19 protein-coding genes are annotated in these 22,379 nt (G+C 43.3%); 14 read left to right on the top strand and 5 right to left on the bottom strand.

What is annotated here, in order from left to right:
• Positions 1-102: 102 nt before the first annotated feature.
• Positions 103-1,515 (bottom strand): glycoside hydrolase family 1 protein, encoded by a 1,413-nt coding sequence (locus NSQ29_RS00285; protein WP_340972803.1) that lies wholly within the window; start codon positions 1,513-1,515, stop codon positions 103-105.
• A gap of 113 nt (positions 1,516-1,628) precedes the next feature.
• Between NSQ29_RS00285 and NSQ29_RS00280 the strand changes: the two genes are divergently transcribed.
• The 10 genes from NSQ29_RS00280 (at position 1,629) to NSQ29_RS00235 (ending at position 11,900) form a co-directional block, all read left to right on the top strand.
• Positions 1,629-2,597 carry a LacI family DNA-binding transcriptional regulator gene (locus tag NSQ29_RS00280; protein WP_341124044.1) on the top strand — a complete coding sequence of 323 codons (969 nt, stop codon included), beginning with the start codon at positions 1,629-1,631 and terminating at the stop codon, positions 2,595-2,597.
• A gap of 332 nt (positions 2,598-2,929) precedes the next feature.
• Positions 2,930-3,427, top strand: coding sequence for a DedA family protein (locus tag NSQ29_RS00275; RefSeq protein ID WP_341124043.1), 498 nt, complete (start codon positions 2,930-2,932; stop codon positions 3,425-3,427).
• A 36-nt stretch (positions 3,428-3,463) separates the two neighbouring features.
• On the top strand, positions 3,464-4,039 hold the full coding sequence (locus NSQ29_RS00270; RefSeq protein WP_341124042.1) for a class I SAM-dependent methyltransferase: 576 nt from the start codon (positions 3,464-3,466) through the stop codon (positions 4,037-4,039).
• 19 nt (positions 4,040-4,058) lie between these two features.
• Positions 4,059-4,739, top strand: coding sequence for a response regulator transcription factor (locus NSQ29_RS00265; protein WP_341124040.1), 681 nt, complete (start codon positions 4,059-4,061; stop codon positions 4,737-4,739).
• 4 nt (positions 4,740-4,743) lie between these two features.
• A complete protein-coding gene (locus NSQ29_RS00260) occupies positions 4,744-5,823 on the top strand; it encodes a sensor histidine kinase (protein ID WP_341124038.1) in 1,080 nt (359 codons plus the stop codon).
• Positions 5,824-5,984: 161 nt separating this feature from the next.
• Positions 5,985-6,656, top strand: a complete 672-nt coding sequence (locus tag NSQ29_RS00255) for a response regulator transcription factor (protein WP_076285307.1) — start codon at positions 5,985-5,987, stop codon at positions 6,654-6,656.
• Positions 6,653-7,732, top strand: coding sequence for a HAMP domain-containing sensor histidine kinase (locus tag NSQ29_RS00250; protein ID WP_341124036.1), 1,080 nt, complete (start codon positions 6,653-6,655; stop codon positions 7,730-7,732). Before NSQ29_RS00255 ends, NSQ29_RS00250 begins: the two co-directional genes overlap by 4 nt.
• Positions 7,729-8,214, top strand: coding sequence for a GNAT family N-acetyltransferase (locus NSQ29_RS00245; protein ID WP_341124033.1), 486 nt, complete (start codon positions 7,729-7,731; stop codon positions 8,212-8,214). The genes NSQ29_RS00250 and NSQ29_RS00245 overlap by 4 nt, the downstream gene beginning before the upstream one ends.
• A gap of 167 nt (positions 8,215-8,381) precedes the next feature.
• The gene (locus NSQ29_RS00240) at positions 8,382-10,139 is read left to right on the top strand and encodes an ABC transporter ATP-binding protein (protein WP_341124032.1); all 1,758 of its coding nucleotides are present in this window, start codon (positions 8,382-8,384) and stop codon (positions 10,137-10,139) included.
• Positions 10,140-11,900, top strand: coding sequence for an ABC transporter ATP-binding protein (locus NSQ29_RS00235; RefSeq protein WP_341124031.1), 1,761 nt, complete (start codon positions 10,140-10,142; stop codon positions 11,898-11,900).
• A gap of 72 nt (positions 11,901-11,972) precedes the next feature.
• Here the strand turns inward: NSQ29_RS00235 and NSQ29_RS00230 are convergent, their stop codons facing one another.
• Entirely contained in the window at positions 11,973-12,761 is a 789-nt protein-coding gene (locus NSQ29_RS00230) for a TrmH family RNA methyltransferase (protein WP_341124030.1), read from the bottom strand.
• A 260-nt stretch (positions 12,762-13,021) separates the two neighbouring features.
• Positions 13,022-13,681 carry a potassium channel family protein gene (locus tag NSQ29_RS00225; RefSeq protein WP_076285312.1) on the bottom strand — a complete coding sequence of 220 codons (660 nt, stop codon included), beginning with the start codon at positions 13,679-13,681 and terminating at the stop codon, positions 13,022-13,024.
• A gap of 136 nt (positions 13,682-13,817) precedes the next feature.
• On the opposite strand from NSQ29_RS00225, the gene NSQ29_RS00220 reads away from it, so the two are divergent.
• A complete protein-coding gene (locus NSQ29_RS00220) occupies positions 13,818-14,054 on the top strand; it encodes a small acid-soluble spore protein SspI (RefSeq protein WP_042130985.1) in 237 nt (78 codons plus the stop codon).
• Between the two features lie 98 nt (positions 14,055-14,152).
• Here the strand turns inward: NSQ29_RS00220 and NSQ29_RS00215 are convergent, their stop codons facing one another.
• Together NSQ29_RS00215 and zwf are read right to left on the bottom strand one after the other, a co-directional pair.
• Positions 14,153-15,751 carry a peptide chain release factor 3 gene (locus tag NSQ29_RS00215; RefSeq protein WP_076285313.1) on the bottom strand — a complete coding sequence of 533 codons (1,599 nt, stop codon included), beginning with the start codon at positions 15,749-15,751 and terminating at the stop codon, positions 14,153-14,155.
• Between the two features lie 1,034 nt (positions 15,752-16,785).
• Complete coding sequence (gene zwf / locus NSQ29_RS00210; protein ID WP_042191750.1) at positions 16,786-18,336, bottom strand: glucose-6-phosphate dehydrogenase; 1,551 nt, start codon at positions 18,334-18,336, stop codon at positions 16,786-16,788.
• A gap of 353 nt (positions 18,337-18,689) precedes the next feature.
• Between zwf and NSQ29_RS00205 the strand changes: the two genes are divergently transcribed.
• Genes NSQ29_RS00205 through NSQ29_RS00195 form a run of 3 tightly spaced genes read left to right on the top strand, consistent with a single transcriptional unit; the run spans position 18,690 to position 22,368 of the window.
• Positions 18,690-20,117, top strand: coding sequence for a spore germination protein (locus NSQ29_RS00205; protein WP_340972814.1), 1,428 nt, complete (start codon positions 18,690-18,692; stop codon positions 20,115-20,117).
• A gap of 32 nt (positions 20,118-20,149) precedes the next feature.
• Positions 20,150-21,244 (top strand): GerAB/ArcD/ProY family transporter, encoded by a 1,095-nt coding sequence (locus NSQ29_RS00200; protein ID WP_341124027.1) that lies wholly within the window; start codon positions 20,150-20,152, stop codon positions 21,242-21,244.
• Complete coding sequence (locus NSQ29_RS00195; protein WP_340972818.1) at positions 21,241-22,368, top strand: Ger(x)C family spore germination protein; 1,128 nt, start codon at positions 21,241-21,243, stop codon at positions 22,366-22,368. The genes NSQ29_RS00200 and NSQ29_RS00195 overlap by 4 nt, the downstream gene beginning before the upstream one ends.
• The last annotated feature ends 11 nt before the right edge of the window (positions 22,369-22,379 follow it).

The raw sequence follows: 22,379 nt of genomic DNA, 5'->3' as shown, positions 1-22,379 counted from the left end.
AAATGAAACTTAGGTTTTGCCTGCTATGCAGTAGCAATCCTGATATCCGATTAATTGTTATTTACAAATTAACATGTTCAATTCATGATGTCAACCGACATCCTAGAACAGGTTCTGTCCATTTGATTCAATCACTTCTTTGTACCAGTGGAAGGACTTCTTCCGGTATCGTTCAAGAGTACCTGAACCATCATCATGACGGTCCACATAAATGAAGCCATAACGTTTCTTTAGTTCGGCGCTCGTTGCGCTAACCAAGTCGATGCAGCCCCAGCTTGTATAGCCCATGACTTCCACTCCGTCGGCAATAGCCTCCGCGACCTGAACCAGATGATCTCGTAAATAATTGATCCGATAGTCGTCGTTTATTACCTTTTCGCCGTTCCCATCTAATACCAGCTGATCGACAGCGCCAAGACCATTTTCCACGATAAACAGCGGTTTCTGATATCGGTCGTAGAACATATTCATAACATAACGCAAGCCTTGTGGGTCGATCTGCCAGCCCCATTCGCTCGCTTCCAGATACGGATTAGGCACCCCACCCAGCAGGTTCCCTTCTCCTCTGATCTGTTTCTCTGGATCAGCCGTTTCACAAGTGCTCATATAGTAACTGAACGATATGAAATCCACAGTATGCTTCAGAATCTCTTCGTCCCCTGGTTCAAAATGAATGTGAATCCCATTTTCTTTGAAGAACCGCTTCATATAGCCAGGGTAATACCCTCTAGCATGAACATCCGCAAAGAACATATTTTTGTGATCACTTTGCATTGCCTTGATCAAATCGTCCGGATGCGGAGTGAGCGGATAAATCGGCATACTGAGCACCATACACCCGATTTGGAAATCAGGATTGATTTCATGGCCGATTTTCACAGCCAGAGCACTTGCTATGAACTCATGATGAATAGCTTGATACAGATCCTGCTTACTCAATTTCTCTAACGGCGTATTGATCCCGCCACTCATAAATGGGAACTCAAGAATGGAGTTAATCTCGTTAAAGGTCAGCCAATATTTAACCTTGTTCTTGTAACGATTATATATCGTTCTCACATAGCGCTCGTAAAAATCCACCATCTTACGGTTAACCCATCCATCATATTCTCTTGCCAGATGTAGCGGAGTTTCATAATGGGAGATAGTCACCAGTGGCTCGATGCCGTATTTATGACACTCATCGAATAGGTCGTCGTAAAACTGCAGACCTTTTTCATTGGGCTCCAGCTCGTCCCCTTTTGGAAAAATCCGGGACCAGGCAATGGACGTCCGGAATACTTTAAAGCCCATTTCCGCGAACAGCTTAATATCTTCTTTATATCGGTGATAGAAATCGATTCCCACCAGCTTCATATTATCGTCGGTAGGAACCTCTGTAGGCGCAGACTTAATCCCCTTCGGCATAACATCTTGGGTGGACCATCCTTTACCATCCTCCTGATACGCCCCTTCAAGCTGATTGGCTGCTACAGCACCGCCCCATAAGAATCCTTTTGGAAATTGCAATTCCATATTTTTTCCCGCCTTTGCTATTGTGATAGTATAGGATTACTGCTCTAATTTGAATCCTAAACCTTGGAACGCGTTACATGTCAAGTATTATTCATGCGAAGGAGAACAAACCGATGTCCACTCTTGACGAAATTGCTAAGCTATCGGGCTTTTCCAAAGCCACGGTGTCCCGCGTCCTGAACCAATCGCCTCATGTTAGCAAGGAGACTCGTGAGAAAATTCTCGCCATCATGAAAGAAACGGACTATGTTCCTAACCGAAATGCCATTTCTTTATCCAAAGGTCAAACACAACAAATCGGCATGATCACCATGGACCTAAACGAGCTTATTCTGAGTTTTATGAACAGCTTCGTCGAAATTTCAGGTCGTTACGGATACCAGACGATTATTTATACTACCGGCGGGGATAAGCAGAAGGAGCTTCAGGCTTTTGAAGATCTCAAAATGAAACGGGTCGACGCCCTGCTCATCCTGACCTCCGTCAACGAACAGAATGTTATCTCTTCCTACTGCAAATACGGATCCATCGTATCCTGGCAGCGTATGGACCATCCTGAAATACCGTCCGTTGCCATGAACCAATATGATGGATACACACTCGCTTTGGAGCATTTGATAGAGCGGGGGTATAAGCGCATCGCTAATGCTTTTGGCCGTCCCAGCAGCATTAATACCCACAGTAGACGCCTGGCCTATGAGCAAATCATGGCCAAATATAATCTTCCCGTTATGGAGAAATGGTATTACTCCATGATCTATGGAATCCGAGATGGAGAGCAATTGGTGCAGACCCTAATGGGACAACCTGATCAGCCGGATGCTATTCTGTGCGCCAATGATTTGGTTGCCGTAGGCGTCCTTAGCGAAGCACGCAGGCAGCAGTTAAATGTGCCCGGCGATCTGGCCATCTTTGGGTTTGACAATTCTGAGCTGTCGCAGACGCTCGGAATTACCACTGTACGGAATCCGATTGCGGGGCAGGCGGAGAATGCGTTTCTTCTGCTGGCTCCAGCGCTGCTTGGTCGGGACATGGAGCTGCAGCCGCTGTCGTTTCAACTAATCCAACGGGAGACAACCTAGTTTGCCCATTAATATAGTATTACCCGGGTGTATGAAAATAAAAAAGTCCTGATTGATCAAAGGTTTCTTGATCATCAGGACTTTTTTGTATAAATACTAATATTTTGAATATCTACTCTCACCATCCAGCTACTGAGAGTTATTCACCTTGATAATCCAGACGAGACATTTTTATGATCTAGGAACACTTCGCTTTGCTTATCCCGGATAAAAACATCATCTTCATAGGATTCCCATACACCTCTTCAGGATTTCTTTAGAATTCTCACCACTAAATCCTCAGAATTTTTCGTTAAGATTTCTGTATTGAACTGAGCGAAAGAGGTGTCATATTGGCCAGTAATACGATCTTAGAGCTAATCAATCAGTATGGATATCTGATTTTTTATCTTGCTTTCACTCTAGGACCTTTTGGAATTCCAATCCCTAATGAAATTACAATCCTCACAGGAGCAACCCTGAGCCACATGGAGGTAATTAATTCATGGATGACTTACTTCTGCATTTTGTCAGGGCTAATAACAGCCTTTACACTTGCTTATTTTGCAGGTAAATTCTCCGGTCAAAAACTGAAGAACAGATTCCAGCAGAATAGACATTTTCAAAAAGCAGAGCAGATCTTGAAAAAATACGGAAATATGGCTATGTACATTGGCATGTTTATCCCAGTTGTACGATATATCATCCCTCTATTAATCGGACTAAGCGGTACAAGTTATAGACGATTTGCTCTTATTTCTTATACCAGTGCTTTAGGTTGGACCTTAATGTTTTTCTCGGCAGGTACGTACTTCGGGGATCACATTCTATCAAATTTATTCAATCCCTAATTTCAATTAAATCTTAAATTAATGGAGGAAAACTAAGTGAGCTTCAATGAAAATATTTTATTTTTACGAAGTTTTATTCAACATCCAAAACGGGTTGGTAGTGTTATACCAAGTTCACGGTTTCTCGCAGATTCCATGGTTAAACAAGCGAAATGGCCCGAGGTTAAGGCCGTTGCTGAACTTGGATCAGGGACAGGTGCAATCACTCGTGCAATTAGCACTAAGGTAAATAAAACAACAAAAGTATTATTGTTTGAAATGGATGAGACAATGAGAAATAAAATAAAAACAGAATACCCTGACTTCTCATGTTATCCAGATGCTTCTCAATTAGTAGAAACAATGAAGGATTTACATGTTCATCAGCTAGACTGTATTTTTAGTGGTTTGCCCTTTTTTAATTTTGAGCTTGAACTGAGAGAAACCTTAGTGGAACAGATTTATCAAGCGCTAAAACCAGGAGGATTATTTGTTGCATTTCAATATTCACTTCAGATGAAGAAGCAATTATCCGAATATTTTAGTATTGAAAAAATAGAGCTCGTGCCTTTTAATCTCCCCCCTGCTATAGTCTATGTCTGTCGTAAAAAGGGAACTATTAGAAATAAATGAAGAAGGGGCGTTGTAATTAATGAATACAATCCTTATTGTAGATGATGATTCTGAAATTCGAGATGTTATTCATGTTTATTTACGGAATGAAGGTTACCAAGTGCGTGAAGCAGCAGATGGTCAGGAGGCACTGATTGCAATACAAACAACATCCATTCAATTGGTTATCCTTGATGTCATGATGCCGCGAATGGATGGTATCATAGCCTGTCTCAAAATAAGAGAGATATCAAATATTCCTATTATTATGCTGTCAGCCAAACAAGAAGACATTGATAAAATCACAGGTTTAACTACTGGGGCAGATGATTACATGATCAAACCATTTAATCCACTGGAACTACTGGCTCGTGTAAAAGCCCAGTTACGCCGCCAGTCCTTAATTGGGAAGGAAAAATTCAATTCAATACTTATAATTAAAGACCTGATAATAGATAAAAATAAACATTCCGTGAAGTTAAAGGGAGCTAATGTTTCATTGACTCCACTAGAATTTTCGATTTTAACGCTACTTGCAAGCCGACCTGGGCAAGTTTTTAGTTCGGAAAAAATTTACGAGAATGTATGGAAAGAACCGTATGGGTATTCTGAAAATACCGTAATGGTCCATATTCGTAACTTAAGAGAAAAATTAGAGGAAAACCCAAGAGAGCCTCTGTACATTAAGACAGTTTGGGGAGTTGGCTATAAAATTGACTAAAATTATGCGAAATTCAGAAAAAAACAAACGAATTCAGACCAATATTTTAATCAAGATGGTGTTGAGCTTAATAATTGCCATTACAATAAACATCTCAGTTAGCCTCTTATTCTTTCACTTAGGAAATGTAACAAAATGGGGATGGCTATTCAAATCTCTGGCCTATCTTCTTACACCCATGTTTTTAGTTATTTTTGTTATTACATTTTTTACATTGACCCGAGGAATTGTCAAAGATTTAATTGCATTGGAGCACGGACTTCAAATTATTTCTGAAGGTAATTTAAGTTACCGGGTAACTATCGAACGACAAGATGAACTGGGATCGGTGGCGTTAAACATCAATCGGATGGCCGAACATCTAGAGAAACAGATCATCAAGGAACGTGAAACTGAAAAATCAAAGATGGAGATGATCACAGGTATTTCACATGACTTACGTACACCACTTACAAGCATTATCGGATACATTGAGCTTTTACGAACAGGTTCGTTTAAAGATAAAGAAGAATACACGCGTTTCATTCAAAACACCTACAACAAAGCGATTCATATGAAGAAGCTACTTGATGATTTATTCGAATATACCCGGCTTACTTCAGTTGAATCCCAGATAAAACTAGAAAAAATCGATTTATCTCAGCTTTTGAATCAGTTGTTATTTGAATTCGAACCGATCGCTCAAGAAAATAGCATGAATCTCGTGAAAGATTTCTCTGACTTACCACTATTCACTTTAATTGACAGCGAAAAAATTGCCAGGGCTATCGATAATCTTCTTATGAATGCATTAAAATATTCCTTCAAGCCAGGAAGCATTTACATACGGATGACAACCAATAGTGACATTTCCATAGAAATTGAAAATAAAGGGACTCCTCTTACACGAGATCAAGAGAAAAGACTATTTGACCGATTTTATAAGGTTGACCATTCAAGAAATAGCGAAGGAATTCAAACAGGAGCTGGACTCGGTCTTTCCATTGCCAGAAATATTGCTGAGTTGCACGAAGGAACCTTAACACTTAAACATACTAATGATGTCTTCACATTTCAACTGAGATTGCCCCTTAAAGATAATTAATACCGCTAAGCAAAAAAGTGCCCGATCGGATACTTACGCCGAGGGAGTTTAGGAAGAACGCAATGGAATCTAAAGAACCGCTAAAGACTTTGTCTTTAGCACTTTTATCAATTAGAATTATGGGGAAAAGGGTCAAATCCGAAACCTATTGGAGTGAAACCATGATTAAGATCCTCGTTGTGGAAGACGATAAGCATGTCAGAAAGTTGATGAACGCTGTCCTGAAACGGGAAGGTTATGAAGTGTTAACAGCCGAGAATGGAATCCAGGCACTGGAAGTTCTTGAAATCCAGCACATTGATCTGATTATCCTCGATATCATGATGCCGGGGATGGATGGTTACGAATTTGCTGAAGAGCTAAGGAATGCGAACAACATGATCCCGATCCTCATGGCCACGGCCAAACAGCTTCCAGAAGATAAGAAAAAAGGCTTTCGCCTCGGAACCGACGATTATATGACCAAACCTGTAGATACAGAAGAAATGCTGTTGAGAATACAAGCCCTACTGCGCCGCTCGCAGATTGTAAGCGCCCGTAAGCTTGTAGTCGGTAAAATTATTCTTGATTTTGATACGTTAACAGTAACTCGAGACAATGAAAAACAGATGCTTCCCCAGAAGGAATTCCATCTCCTTTATAAGCTTTTATCCTATCCGGAGCGCATTTTCACTCGAATCCAGCTGATGGACGAAATCTGGGGGATGGACAGCGAGACTACGGACACTACGGTTAATGTACATATCAACCGATTGCGGAAACGTTTTGAAAACTATCCGGAATTCGAACTTGTGTCCGTCCGCGGTCTCGGATACAAGGCGGTGAGAAAATGATCAAAAAGCTAAGCAGCAAAATCAGTCTGCCAATCTACTTCTCGCTTGCTGTATTCATTATTTTCCTCATTACAGTGTTAATCACCGGAATTCTGACCTACTTGTCCTTGGCCTTCGGCCTACTTGATGAGCGGATTCTTCAGGACAAAAAAATTCTCACCTTGATTATATTGATTGCCTGCATTATTATCGGCACCGTCACATCAGTAATTACCAGTCGCAGAATGCTGAAATCAATCCGCACATTTATTGATGCTATTGACCAACTGGCCGGAGGCGATTTCTCCATGCGTCTGCAGCTCAAGCACCCTCCGGAGTTCAAGATTCTTTCCGAGAATATTAACCGGATGGCCGAGGAACTGGGTGGCATTGAAATTCTGCGAACAGACTTTGTAAACAATTTCTCCCATGAATTCCGTACTCCGATTGTATCGATTAAAGGGTTCGCTGAAATCCTGAAGGATGACGAGCTGAGTAAGGATGAACGGAATGAATATCTGGATATTGTTATCGAGGAATCTACCCGTCTGGCTACACTGGCCTCCAATGTATTGAACCTCTCCAAAGTGGAAGCACAGGCCATATTAACCGACCGGCAGCCCTTCAATGTCGGAGAACAAATTCGCCAATGTGTCCTGCTACTGCATACTAAACTTACGAAAAAGCATATTTCCTTCAAAGCAAACGTACAGGACTATATGGTACCTGGGAATAAAGAGATGCTGAACCAGGTCTGGCTGAATTTATTGGACAATGCGATTAAATTCACTCCCGAGCACGGCGAAATCGAAGTTACTATGAGGCAGTTGAAAGATCAGGTTGAAATTACGTTCCGTGATAATGGAGCAGGCATCAGTCCAAGTGCACTTCCCAAGGTCTTCGACAAGTTCTATCAGCAAGATACCTCTCACTCTACTGCCGGTAATGGCCTGGGGCTTACGATTGTCCGAAAAATCATTGAGCTGCACGGCGGAACCGTCACCTGCGACAGTGTTCCAATGCAAGGAACCACTTTTACCGTGCTGCTCCCCGATTTTAAAAAGGTAAATAAAGAATTGGGGGTTACCAGTAAATGAGTGTACATTTCAAAAAACTGAGCGGCTTTAACCGGGGAATTCTCCTTGAATTATTGACAGATGCGTATTCATTTGATCGCAGATATGAACAAAACTCTATTTCTGATTGGCAGGATTTTGACAACTTTTTCTTTGACCATTTACAAATTGCAGATAAATATGCTTTTATCACAACTGTAAATGATGAACCCATCGGATTTGTGGTGTGGGACCCGAGAAACATGCCTGAGTATGCAGAAATTGGGCATAATTGCATTGCTTCAAAACATAAAGGCAATGGCTATGGTAAAATCCAGCTTCAAGAGGCGGTTAATAGAATCACCCAGAATGATGTAACAAAAATTATTGTAACCACGAATGACGATTTAAACCCTGCTCAACGGATGTACGAAAGTGTTGGATTCACAATGTATCAAAAAAGGAAAAGTGAAACTGGCGCAGATTTTATTGAAGAATTCATAGATTATGTATATTTTTTATAAAATGCTAATGTGTTCACGTATATCTGCTCAAACACAAGAGACCACCCCAAGTAGTCATTCTATGGCTTAAGGGACGGTCTCTTCTTTCTTTTCATAGCAAAAGTTAACTTTCAGTTTATCATTCTTCGTTAAGATCATAGCAACGATAATGCAAAGGAGTCATTCTTATGTTGAAATTACTCAAGAATCTGGAACCCAAAGAATGGTTCTTATTCGGTATCAGTCTCATGTTCATTATCGCTCAAGTCTGGCTGGATTTAGAACTGCCTGACTACATGAGTGATATTACCCGGCTGATCCAGACACCAGGGAGCGAAATGAATGAAATCCTTGTCGCAGGCGGTTGGATGCTGCTCTGTGCTCTTGGCAGTCTGGCGACCTCGGTTGTTGTAGCGGGCATTGCTGCAAGAATAGCAGCCGATTTGTCTGCAAGATTGCGTTCCAAATTGTTCGATAAGGTACAATCCTTTTCGATGGAGGAGATCAGTAACTTCTCAACAGCCAGTCTAATTACCCGTTCCACGAATGACATCACGCAAGTACAAATGCTGATTGTGATCGGCTTACAGCTACTTGTGAAAGCACCCATCCTCGCAGTGTGGGCGATACTCAAGATTTCGGGCAAAAGCTGGGAGTGGACTCTTACGACAGGTGCCGCGGTCGCATTGCTAGTAGTTATTGTCGCAGTCTGTATCGTGCTCGTCCTGCCTAAATTTAAAAAGCTGCAGCTGCTTACAGATAATCTGAATCGTGTATCCAGAGAGAATCTTAACGGTCTTCGTGTCATCCGGGCATATAATGCCGAGGAATATCAAGAACAGAAGTTCGCTGTAGCTAACAACGAGCTTACCAGCACCAACCTATTTGCCAACAATGTAATGACCCTATTGATGCCGAGTATTACTTTGATTATGAGTGGACTCAGTCTCTCCATCTATTGGGTGGGTGCAGTGCTCATTCAAGCAGCCGAGGGTACTGCCAAGATGGGCTTGTTCTCAGATATGATCGTATTCTCATCTTATGCCATGCAAGTGGTTATGGCCTTTATGATGCTGATTATGATCTTTATTCTACTGCCCCGTGCTCAAGTATCGGCTAAGCGTATCAATGAAGTGCTAGAAACAGTACCTAGCTTGAAGAATGGATCAGTAACTCAATTCCCTGTGAAGCGAGAAGATGAAATTGAATTCAGGGGGGTTAGCTTCAAATATCCAGATGCAGAGGAATATGTGTTGGAGAACATCAGCTTCACGGCGAAGCAGGGGGAGACGGTTGCTTTTATCGGATCTACAGGCTGCGGGAAAAGTACACTTGTTAACCTCATTCCCCGTTTCTATGATGCTACAGAAGGCGAAGTGCTGGTAAATGGTATCAATGTCAGAGAATACGACCAGCAAGCGTTGCGGAATAAAATGGGCTATGTCTCTCAGAAGGCTGTTCTATTTGGTGGAACAGTGTCCTCCAATATTGCATTTGGTGAGAACGGATCCGGTCAGGTCCTCATTTCAGATATTGTAGATGCGGTGTACACTTCCCAATCCTCTGAATTTGTAGAAAAGCTAGAGGGGAACTATGATGCCCATATCGCCCAAGGCGGAACGAATCTGTCTGGCGGGCAAAAACAGCGGCTGTCGATTGCCAGAGCGATTGCCCGGCGTCCAGAAATATTAATCTTTGACGATTCTTTCTCCGCGCTTGACTATAAGACTGACCGCAAACTGCGCAGTGAGCTTAAGAAAGACGCGCATGATTCAACGATGCTGATCGTTGCACAGCGTATTGGTACGATTAAAGATGCCGACAAGATCATTGTGCTGGAAGCCGGACGAATCGCAGGTATGGGAACGCATGACGAACTAATGCAGTCCTGCGACGTCTATCAGGAAATTGCTTATTCTCAGCTTACGAAGGAGGAGCTTGCATAAATGAAAACCAAAAATAAAGGCCAGAATACATGGAGCAAGCTGCTCCGCTACTGCCGTAAATATGTTCCGGTTATTGTGATTGCGCTAATCTGCGCGGCAGCTGGAACGGTGCTCACGTTATTCGGTCCGGACAAACTCTCCGAGATCACCGACAAAATTACAGCTGGTCTTGCCGGCAGCATCGATATGGACGGCATTACTACCATTGGCATTACCCTCGTCGTAATTTACGGCGTCGGTGCGTTGTTGTCACTCTCGCAAGGCTTGATCATGTCGATTATTACCCAGAAGGTCTCGAAGAAATTAAGAACTGATCTGGCTCATAAAATGAACAAACTTCCAATATCCTACTATAATAAATCGGCCACAGGTGATATTTTATCCCGGGTAACGAATGATGTAGATACCATCGGGCAATCGATGAATCAGAGTATTGGTAATGTCGTAACCGCCTTAGCTATGTTCGTCGGTTCGATCGTCATGATGCTGAAGACCAATGTAATTATGACCCTTACCGCTATCGTGGCAACGATCATCGGCTTTGGCCTTATGGTGGTCATTATGAAGAAATCGCAGAAATATTTTGCTAGCCAGCAGGAGTATTTAGGTAAAATCAACGGTCATGTCGAAGAAGTGTACACAGGACATAATGTAGTTAAAGCATATAATGGCGAAGCGCAGATGCGCACTACCTTCCAGGAATTAAATCAGGGACTGAAGAACAGCGCCTTCAAAGCGCAATTCCTCTCTGGGCTGATGCCACCCCTGATGGGCTTTATTGGTAATCTAGGATTCGTTGCCGTCTGTATCGTTGGAGGTGTACTCGCCATGAACGGTACGATTTCATTTGGGGTTATCGTCGCCTTCATTATGTATGTACGTTACTTTACCCAGCCGTTGTCCCAGATTGCCCAGGCCGCGCAGAGCCTGCAAGCTGCATCTGCAGCCGGCGGACGCGTGTTCGAATTTCTGGAGGCTGAGGAAATGGAAGACGAGAGCCATAAAGAGAACACACTGCCAACTGCTAAAGGTAAAGTAAAATTTGACCAAGTACAATTTGCGTATGAGACTTCAGAAAAACTGATTATCAATAACTTCTCGACAGATGTAAAACCTGGGCAAAAAGTGGCGATCGTTGGTCCTACCGGCGCAGGCAAAACTACGCTGGTCAATCTGCTCATCCGGTTCAACGAAGTGACGGGCGGAGAAATCTACATCGATGACACGCCGATCAGCAGCCTGACGAGAGAGAACATTCATGATTTGTTATGTATGGTCCTGCAGGATACCTGGCTGTTTGAGGGTACCATCAAAGAGAACCTGATTTATAATCAGCAGAACATAACAGACGAGAAGCTTATAGAGGCTTGCAAGTCCGTTGGCCTGCACCGCTTCATTAAATCCTTAAGTGACGGATACAACACCGTACTGAACGATAAAGTTAATCTGTCCGCCGGACAAAAGCAGCAGCTGACCATCGCTCGCGCGATGCTGAAAGATGCGCCAATGCTCATTCTTGATGAAGCTACAAGCTCAGTGGATACCCGTACAGAGCTGCTGATTCAACAGGCGATGGATAAGCTTATGGAAGGCAGAACCTCTTTCGTTATCGCACACCGGCTCTCAACGATCAAGAATGCTGATGTGATTCTGGTCCTGAAGGACGGCGATATCTTGGAAAGCGGCAGCCACGCAGAATTGCTGGCTCAGAACGGATTCTATGCAGAGCTCTACAATAGCCAGTTTGAGCAGGCTTCTTAAAAACGACAAAAAAACTGCAACTCAATCATGAGCTTGCAGTTTTTTATCGTCCGTTCCTTTTTTAGAAGCAGCTTATACCTCTCGCTGTCGCATCCCCTCAAACAGCAAAATCGTCGCTGCCATCGCCGCATTCAACGATTCAGCGCGGCCTGCCATCGGGATAATGATACTCTTGTCCACGAGTCGAGCAGTTTCCGGCGAAATACCTTTGCCCTCACTGCCAATCAACAGCCACTGACTGCCGTGAAAATCATGCTGATAGCACGATTCTTCTCCCTGCAGCGAAGTACTTACTAGCAGTGCCCCGCGTTCCCGGGCCTGTGGCAAAATCTCACTTAAATCTCCCTCAACCACAGGGAGATGGAACATCGATCCCATTGTGGAACGAATGGTCTTCGGATTGTAGAGGTCGGCACAGCCTTGGCCTAGGATCACTCCGTCTGCTCCCGCTGCATCCGCACTACGGATGATGGTGCCGACATTACCAGGGTCCTGGACACCGTCCAGGACAACCACCAGACTATCCTTCTTCGCTAGGATAGCCTCTACCGCCTGCTGTTCCTTCCGCACGATGGCGAACACCGGCTGCGGTGTATTAGTGCTGCTGCATTTCGAGATGATCGCCGTTGTTACGCCGATCACATCCATGCCCTGAACGGACTGAAGAATCCCCTTGAGTTCAGCGGGCATTCCCTTGTCCAGGTCATAAGCAAGGCATTCCACATCTGCTTCAGCCAGCAGCGCTTCCTGTACCAGATGAACGCCTTCTACGATATATTTACGAGCCTTGTCACGGTGCTTTTTCTCCTGCAGCCCGGCCCACTCTTTAACCCGCGTATTTTGCGGAGACATGATTTCCATAAAGTCTTCCTTTCTTATGCCTTGCCAGTTATTCTTGCTCTTATATTTTTTGCTCTTTATCTTTATTCTTCTTCTTTTCTACTCCCCTATAAACCTGATGATTACGTTATGGAGAGGAAATTTGGAACTGTAGGAGCGTAAGCGTTCGCCTTTGTCTCGGGATTTTATCCGCAGCAAGCGGTTCAAATCAAAAATCTGGAGACAACAGCGACCGGAAGTCCAACTTTCCTCGGAATAACGTACTCTATCAGGATACTCACCTACTGATACGCGATCTCCAGCTTCGTCAGGTTATCTTTATGCCCAACGATTACAAGGATATCCCCATCGATCAGGCGATCCTCTGCGCGAGGGGAGATGTTCATCTCTTCACCTTGGCGAATAGCCATTACGTTACAGCCATATTTTGCACGGATATCGAGCTCTTGTAGATTTTTCCCGAGCATCGATCCGGATACCTTCATGTCCAAAATACTATAATCAGGCGACAGCTCGATATAATCTAATATATTAGGCGAAGCCAAATGATGCGCAACCCGCATTCCCATATCCCGTTCAGGATAAATCACCTTGTCTGCACCGATTTTCCCTAATACTTTGCCGTGCAGCTCACTTTTTGCTTTTGCGATAATTGCTGGTACACCAAGGTCCTTCAGGATTAAAGTTGTAAGAATGCTTGCTTGAATGTCCTCTCCAATAGCCACAACCACCACATCAAAATTGCGAATACCAAGTGCGCGTAGCGCTTCTTCATCCGTTGAATCTGCAGATACGGCGTGTGTTACTATATTTGAAATCTCCTGTGTCCGCTGCTCGTCCGCATCAATCGCAAGTACGTCAAACCCCATACCGCTGAGTGCTCTCGCAACACTGGATCCGAAACGCCCCATGCCAATGATGGCATATTGTTTTTTGGCCATGTCTTATGTACCTCCCGTAGCATTTCTATATCTAAAACAGTATAGCATACACGAACAAAAACTTGAATTTCCAGCACCTATACAGGGTACATTAAAACGAAGTGAATATCACTATATTTCAAAAAGGAGGTACTTTATGCCGGTTACTATTGACTTACGCCAGGCGATTATTCATAAAGTGCATGGTCAATCTGAAGAAGATTTGCGGCATATGATTGAAGGCTCGGTAGACGGACCGGAAGCAGCACTCCCGGGACTTGGCGCCGTGTTTGAAATGATATGGAAGGACTTAGACACCGCTAAGCAAGACAATTTGGTTTCTATGCTGCATGATCACCTGGAGACGATTACTCCCGGGAATATCACGTCATAGGTAGCCGCAACTAGTCAAAAACCTCCGCTTTCCCATTGTGCAGTTGCACGCTGAAGGCGGAGGTTTTTATTAACAATCAGAAAGTTGTAGCTTCCTTACTATAGCAATGCTTTTGGAGCCATCTCTAGGAACGTAGCTGTCGGGTTCTTATCCATCGCTGTCCGCATAGCATATTCATTCTCGAACAACACGACAAAATTGCCCTTCTTATCTGTAACGAGCGTAGAGTTAATTCGGAACTTACTCGCATCCGGTTTAGCATCATCTACGATCCAACGCGCGAACTGGTATGGCATACGCTGCAACTGAACATCCACACCATATTCACCCTTCATGCGGTACTCGAACACTTCAAACTGCAGTTGTCCAACTACGCCGAGCAGAATATCGTCAAAGTTAACCGTACGGAATACTTGAATCATACCCTCTTCAGTCAGCTGATCGACACCCTTTTGGAACTGCTTCGATTTCAAAGCATTTTTAATACTCACTTTAGCAAAAATCTCTGGTGAGAATGTTGGCAGCTCATCGAATTCCAAATCTCCGGCCTGACTCAGTGTATCTCCAATTCTAAAAATACCTGGATCAAACAACCCGATAATATCTCCCGGATAAGCTTCCTCTACGATATCACGGTCTTGCGCCAAGAATTGTTGCGGTTGGGCCAGCTTAATGTCCTTGCCCGCACGTACATGCTTCACGCTCATACCTCGTTCGAACTTCCCGGACACAATACGTAGAAAAGCAATCCGGTCACGGTGAGCCGGGTTCATATTGGCTTGGATTTTGAACACATAGCCAGTAAACTTCTCGTTCATTGGTTCTACCAAACCTGTAGTACTACGGCGTGGTTCAGGCTTCGGTGCCAGATCCAAGAAATTATCGAGGAAAGTCTGTACGCCGAAATTGTTGATCGCACTACCAAAGAACACAGGTGTGAGTTCACCACTTAGTACTTTTTCATAGTCAAAAGCATCGCCTGCTACATCCAGCAGCTCCAGATCCTGACACAGTTGATCATGCAGATATTCCCCAGCCATTTCACGAATGATTGGATCACGATATCCGTCAACCTTTTGTACCTTGATTACGGAGTGATCGTCACCTTGGAACAGCTCCACCTGATTCTTCATCCGGTCATATACGCCGCATAGCTCACGTCCACTACCAATCGGCCAGTTCATAGGCACAGAGCGAATACCCAGTACCTGCTCCAGCTCTTCCATTAGATCAAACGGACTGCGTCCTTCACGGTCCAGCTTATTGATAAAAGTAAAGATTGGAATCCCACGTTTAGCACATACCTGAAACAGCTTGGTCGTTTGGGTTTCCACACCTTTTGCCACGTCGATAAGCATGACCGCACTATCCGCTGCCGTTAGTGTACGGTAGGTGTCCTCACTAAAGTCTTGGTGACCTGGTGTATCCAAAATATTCACGCGGTGATTCAAATAATCAAACTGCATCACAGAGGAAGTAACAGAAATCCCCCGTTGCTTTTCAATTTCCATCCAGTCACTCGTTGCATGCTTGTTCGCCTTACGGGCCTTAACCGTTCCCGCCAGACGGATAGCACCACCGAATAACAGTAGTTTTTCCGTTAAAGTTGTTTTACCCGCATCCGGGTGGGAAATGATCGCAAAGGTTCTGCGTCTGTCCACTTCCTTTTGCAGCTTCTGATCTATTGCTTTGTTCATTACACATATCCCTTCATATATAAAATTCCTGCTTCTGCTTCAATTACACTGGGGTTATCTTCAAATCGGTGCTCTGCTCATCGTTCATACCCCTTCATTTCTGAATGAATAGCTATCTTAGGTCTAGCTCCAGTCCGCTTCAAGTGAAAGCATCCTCTAAAGTATATCAAAATCCGGCAGACATTATCTACTAAAAAGCTATTGCAGCAAAATATCTCCCAAATCAGGTCTATATGCTGTTCACCAGTTCCCGTAGCTCAACAAGAAAAACGCCTGACTGCGTCCTTATTGCACTTATTCCCTAATAACAAGCCCATTCACGGGTGATTCAGGGCAGATAACAGCGCTAGCTCGTTTACGTTACCGGAGGCACACTATATTCGGTTTTTCGCATACATTTGGCTCGTTTACGTTACTGGCGGCACATTGTATTCGGTTTTTCGCATACATTTGGCTCGTTTACGTTACTGGCGGCACATTGTATTCGGTTTTTCGCATACAATCGGCTCGTTTACGTTACCGGCGGCACATTATATTCGGTTTTTCGCATACATTTGTCCTTAAGCTCGACTAAAACATGCATTTCGGAGGATAAGGTCCGTTCGGTCTCCCAAAGAGGTGTGTATTAATTGAAACAGGGCTCCCCATGGCCCCCCGTTGAATATAGGCCCCTCCCTTGATTTCGTTTCACATTTTTCCACAGTCTCTTATAATAAAATAGTTGTATTTCCTACACTTATAAGAAGTATTAGCATTTCCAATCGCCTTTAGTTGTATTTGATGCAATTAAAAATTCAATGTGCTAGCTTTTCGGCCTTATGCGGAGAAAATAGTTGCAGAGAATACACTTAAAAGACTAATTTCCACCCAATATGTGATTTTAATTGTACAAAGTGCAGTTATTTAAAAAATGCTCCTGTCGCCCGAGCGGCATTTGGAGCCAGAGTGGCCTGGGGAGGCTGAGTGTTCTCTAATCTCAGCATTACAAAAAATCTCCCTGCATCCTCTGCAGGGAGATAGCATTAAAGCAAAGTTTAGTTATTCTTCAGCCATACTACATTATCTTCTTCCTGACCGTTTACCGGCCACCAATGGAAGCCATCCTGAGCAAGCAATTGATCCGCTTCAACCGGACCCCAAGTGCCAGCAGGATAAGCAGATAGATCACTCGACTCTTCCTTCCAAGCCTTCGCAATACGATCCACGAACGACCATGCCGACGATACCTCATCCCAACGAGTGAAATAAGTGGAATCTCCACGTGCCGCGTCATGAAGCAAACGCTCGTAAGCTTCCGGGGAATTGATTCCAACCAAGCAGCTCTGACAGAAGTCCATAGCTAATGGTTGAATTTCAGACTCGGAACCCGGCTTCTTGGCATTAATCTTTACATAAATGCCTTCCATAGGGTTCACACGGATAACAAGCAGGTTAGGCTCCAGCGTATGCTTTTGTCCCAAATAAACATTGGTTGGCATTCCCTTGAACTCAACTACCACTTCCGTTGTCTTCACCGGTAGACGTTTACCTGTACGAATATAGAAAGGAACTCCAGCCCAGCGGAAGTTATCTACAAACACACGGGCAGCAAAATACGTCTCAGTACTCGATTCAGGATCAACCTTATCTTCCTGACGATAAGCAGGAAGGGTTTTTCCATTATGCAAGCCTTGAATATACTGTGCTCTCACGACGTTCTCACGAACTTCGTCAGACGTACCATAAGGACGAAGTGAACGAAGTACCTTCACCTTCTCGTCACGAATATCTTCTGCAAGCAGACGGCTTGGTGGTTCCATTGCAATCATAGTCAGCAGTTGCAATATATGATTCTGGCCCATATCCCGTAACGCTCCAGCATGGTCATAATAACCACCACGCTCTTCAACACCTACGGTTTCGCCAAGTGTAATTTGAATATTGGCAATATGCTTATTATTCCAAAGCGGCTCGAAAAAAGCATTTGCAAAACGAATGACTTCAATATTTTGAACCATTTCTTTACCAAGATAATGATCGATCCGGTAGATCTCCTCTTCCTTGAACACCTCACGGATCTGCTCGTTCAGCTGCTCAGCTGATTCCAGATTATATCCAAAAGGCTTCTCGATGACGAGGCGATTCCAACCTGTGCTATCCAGCATGCCGCCAGCCTTAAGGTTGAACGAGACACTGCCGAATAATTCAGGTGCCAGCGCAAGATAGAACATCCGATTGCCCGGAATTCTGAACTTCTCTTCAAGAGCTTCTGTTTGAGCTCTTAATTCACGGAAGCCATCAATATCGTTGATGTCCAGAGATTTGTATTCAAAATGCTGTACAAACTCATTCCATTCATTCTCTTCTCCCGCTTTATAACGGCAGAATTCAAGGATGGATTCCTTCACATCACTTCTAAATTCTTCCTGAGTACGCGGGCGCCGCGCCACGCCAATTACCGCAAAATCATGTGCCAGCTTACCTTCACGGTACAAGCTGTAAATCGCCGGGAAAAGCTTACGCCGGGCTAAATCTCCGGTTGCCCCAAAGATAAAAAAGACAGCACCGGGTGTGTGCAGTGCATCAAGGGTTTGATTTTCAGCCATGGCTCCTCATCTTTCTGTATGTAATATAGTTTATTGACATTCTCAGCGTCGAGAAAACGACGTTATGTCATTTTAGCATATTCCTAAAAAGGATGCTATCACATTCCTGACAAATACTCTCGGGATTTCGCAAATTTCAATTAAAATTTCTTATTACTATTTTACTTCATCTTATTAAACTATCTATATTGACGAAGTGTTTGTCACTTTATCCATTAATATAAGTGAATCGTTTTGTTTCTCAAGCTGTGCAGACGAACCTCCTATACCAATTAGTTACTTTCATTCAGGAATATTCTGCAAATCATCCGGGAACGTTAAAAGAAAAAAATTCGAAAGTCGAGCGCCCTTTAATGACTAACAAAACTCAGATCTCATTCACTACTGTAGATCAAAATGCCGATTACATCGAAGCAGCCTTGTTCTATACAGATGATCTCAAAAAAAGAACAATATCCTTTAACGGATCTGAAGGAATTCTCTTTTATCTGGAGTCCGTGGCAGACACAGAACTGATTGAGCGGAATGTGATTGCTCCCATTGACAATAACAAAGACAAAGAGCTTTCCAAGCTATTTACAACGCTCAGCTTCGGTATGGAAACAGAACTAACCAACGGCATTCAGGGACTTATTAACGGCGGATGCCTCTACTTTGTAGAAGGACTATCTGAATTTTATATCTTCTCCACTCCTGTCAAGCACGAACGAACCATAACCGAACCTTTAAATGAAGCAGTTATTCGGGGGCCGCATAACGGTTTTATTGAAGATATGACGGTTAACTTATACCAGATTCGTAAACAAATCACTACTCCAAACCTTACTATTCGCTACTTCACTCTTGGGAAAATCGCTCCCAAAAAGGTAGCTTTAATCTATATGGAGAACCTTGCCAATCCTGAATTGGTAAAAAAAGTAGAGTCTAGAATTAAAAAAATCACTCTTGATTCGGTGCTCTCCACCGGCTTTATTCAGGAATTAACGGAGGATAATTCGTACTCTATATTTCCGCAACATATCAATACAGAGCGTCCAGACCTTACCTCCTTCTACTTGCTGAAAGGATACGTCACAATCCTGCTGGATGGAGATCCCACAGCTCTGATTGTACCTGCCAGCTTCTTTACCTTCTATCAGACGCCGGATGACTATAGCAATCGATGGCTTATTGCCTCTTTTGTCCGCTTTATCCGTCTAATTGGTTTTATAACAGCATTTCAACTGCCCGCGCTCTATATTGCCACCGTTTCTTATCACTCCAGTGTCCTTCCCTTGCAATTGTTTTTTACGATTCAAGGTTCACTGACCCGGATCCCATTTCCTCCGTTGGTTGAAGCAATGCTGCTTGAACTCATATTCGAATTGCTGCGGGAGGCGGGGCTCCGTCTGCCCAGCCGTGTAGGTCAAACCATTGGGATTGTAGGCGGTTTGGTCATCGGGGATGCCATTGTTAAAGCTGGATTGGTCTCTTACACAATGATCATCGTTGTTGCATTGACTGCCATATCATCCTTTCTCATCCCTTCCAACGAGATGAGCTCCGCTATCCGATTTATGCGGTTTCCACTTATGGTTGCGGCCTCTTTGTTCGGATATATTGGGATATCATTTGGTTTGACACTTATTTTTGTACATTTGTGTAAGCTTGAATCTTTTGGACAACCTTACCTTACACCGCTAAGCCCGATAAATATTCAAGGCTTGAAAGACACCTTTTTGCGCCTTCCGATATGGTCCATCCGCAAGAATACAAGCAAATCAGGGGCAGAAGAAGAATAATCATTTAATCTGAACTGACAGGAGTTACAACAATGACTCAAAAAGAAAAAATGATAACAAGGGGGCAGCTTTTTTGTTTTATGGTTCAAGCCCAAATTGGGGTTGGCATTCTGTCTCTTCCCTTCAAGCTTAACGAAGCGGCCCAGGGTGGAGGAGCACTCTCTGTTTTGATTGCGGGCATCATTACCCAACTTTTTATCATTCTTCTATGGGTTCTGCTGAAAAATTTTCCCGGACTCAACTTATTTTCTATATGCTTAAAGCTCGGAGGTCCAATTATCGGCAGGATACTTATAATTGCTTACATCGGCTATTTTATTCTGCTAGGCTCCAATATTATGTTCAGTGCGGTAGAGGTTCTGCAGAGGTGGATGCTGCAATCCACACCAAGATGGGCAATATTAGCCCTTTTCTCGATCATGACTATCTATTTGGCAAGGGAAAAGCTTACAGTATTGGCCAGATTCTTTACACTGGCAACAGTTCTCTTTGTCCCGCTTATCCTATTTGTCAGCTACGGTTTAACTCAAGCCCATCTGGAATTTATGCTCCCCCTTTTGGAGAACGGGTTCTGGAATATCATGAAGGGAGTACAGGATTCAACTATATCTATGTATGGTTTCGAAATGATGCTGATCGTCTATCCGCTTTCCGAAGGTACAAATAAACAAAGATTAATATCCATTAGTTTAGCCAGTGGGTTTGTAACCCTGCTCTATGTCTTCGTGGTCTCTACCTGTCTAATGGTATTTAACTCCGAGCAAATCAAAATGATACCCGAGCCCGTCATCTACTTAGTAAAATCTCTTAACTTTTATATCGTGGACCGTGCAGATATCTTGTTTCTGCCGATCTGGGCCGTTACGCTTGTTTGTTCTATTGTTAGCTACTGCTACGCAGCATCCATTGGACTCAGTGTTTTATTTAGTCGAAAAAGCCATAAACGTTTTACTCCTTTTGTAAAAATCATTTCATTTATGATTGCACTTGCACCTGTAACTCCTGCTGGTGCTCATCTTTTTGATACAGTTACAACCTATGCAGCCTATGTGTTTATTGCCGGATTTTCGATGGTATTACTGATGCTTTCCCTATTTATGAAGAGAAAGTCAGGTGGTTCTGCATGAAGTTTGATATGAAATTCAAGTCACATGTACTTTTAATTACCCTTATTTCCATCTGCCTTACTGGATGTTGGGACCGGGAATATTTGAAAGACCTGCATCTGGCTTATTGTGCAGCAATTGATTATACAGAGAATGGAGAGGTCAAAGAAACCATCGAATTAATCATTCCGCCCGATATTGAGCAAAGCGCTACCAAGAACGAAATCCATTCGAGTTTCGGACCGACCGTGCGCAATGCGAGCGATCAATTGCGAAATAAAGTCAGGGGAAACATTAGATTTATTAAATATGGCTTTGAGCTTATGGGAAGGACTACGGCTGAGAAAGGCCTGTACCCTATTCTGGATGTGAATTACAGGGATCCAAGCAATCCGACATCCAACGTTCGGCTAATTATTACGGAAGGTGAAGCTTCCCAAATTCTTGAACAAAAAAAGGTTGGGGAATTACAGATCGGTGAATTCCTTAAGCAAAAGATCGATAGTCTGGAAGAAATGAGTATTTTTCCAAAAGAAACGGCAGATACCGTGTTCCGCTCCCTGATGGATCCAGGGCATGACTTTGCTCTTCCATATCTAGGCAGAGATGGGGGCGAAATAATCACGAAAGGGGTAGCTCTTTTTCATGATCAGAATTACAGCGGAATGTTGAACCCCGATCAGTCAATCATGATGGTTCTGTTGATGGGACAAAAGGGGAAAAATGCCCGCTTCACTAAGAAACTTGATTTGGGACATTCCGATGATATTCGGAATTTCATTACTATTAATGTGGGTTCAAAAAAAATAAAGCGGCAATTCAAGGTAACCATTGCTGATGATGAAAGCATTGATGTAAATTTGGGCTTGGAGCTGCAAGCCGTCGTAGAAGAGTTTACAGATGTACTTGACGAGAAAGAACTTAAAAAAGTCAGTCAAGATCTTTCGGATTTGCTTACAAAGGAAGCCAAGACAGTTGTTAATGAAATCCAAAAGGCAAACTGTGATATCTTTGGTGTAGGAAGAAAACTTATTGCTTATCATCACAATGTCTGGAGCAACAAAAATTGGTCTGAGGATTACCGGAAAGTAAAATTCCATACCAAGGTTGATGTTAAAATTGTAAGTACGGGCATTCTACAATAGATCCTTGATTG

Origin of the sequence: Paenibacillus sp. FSL F4-0236, assembly GCF_038000135.1 — a bacterium.
Classification (GTDB): domain Bacteria; phylum Bacillota; class Bacilli; order Paenibacillales; family Paenibacillaceae; genus Paenibacillus_AQ.
The sequence above is the reverse complement of the archived record's forward strand: the minus strand, read 5'-3'. Positions and strand labels throughout refer to the sequence as shown.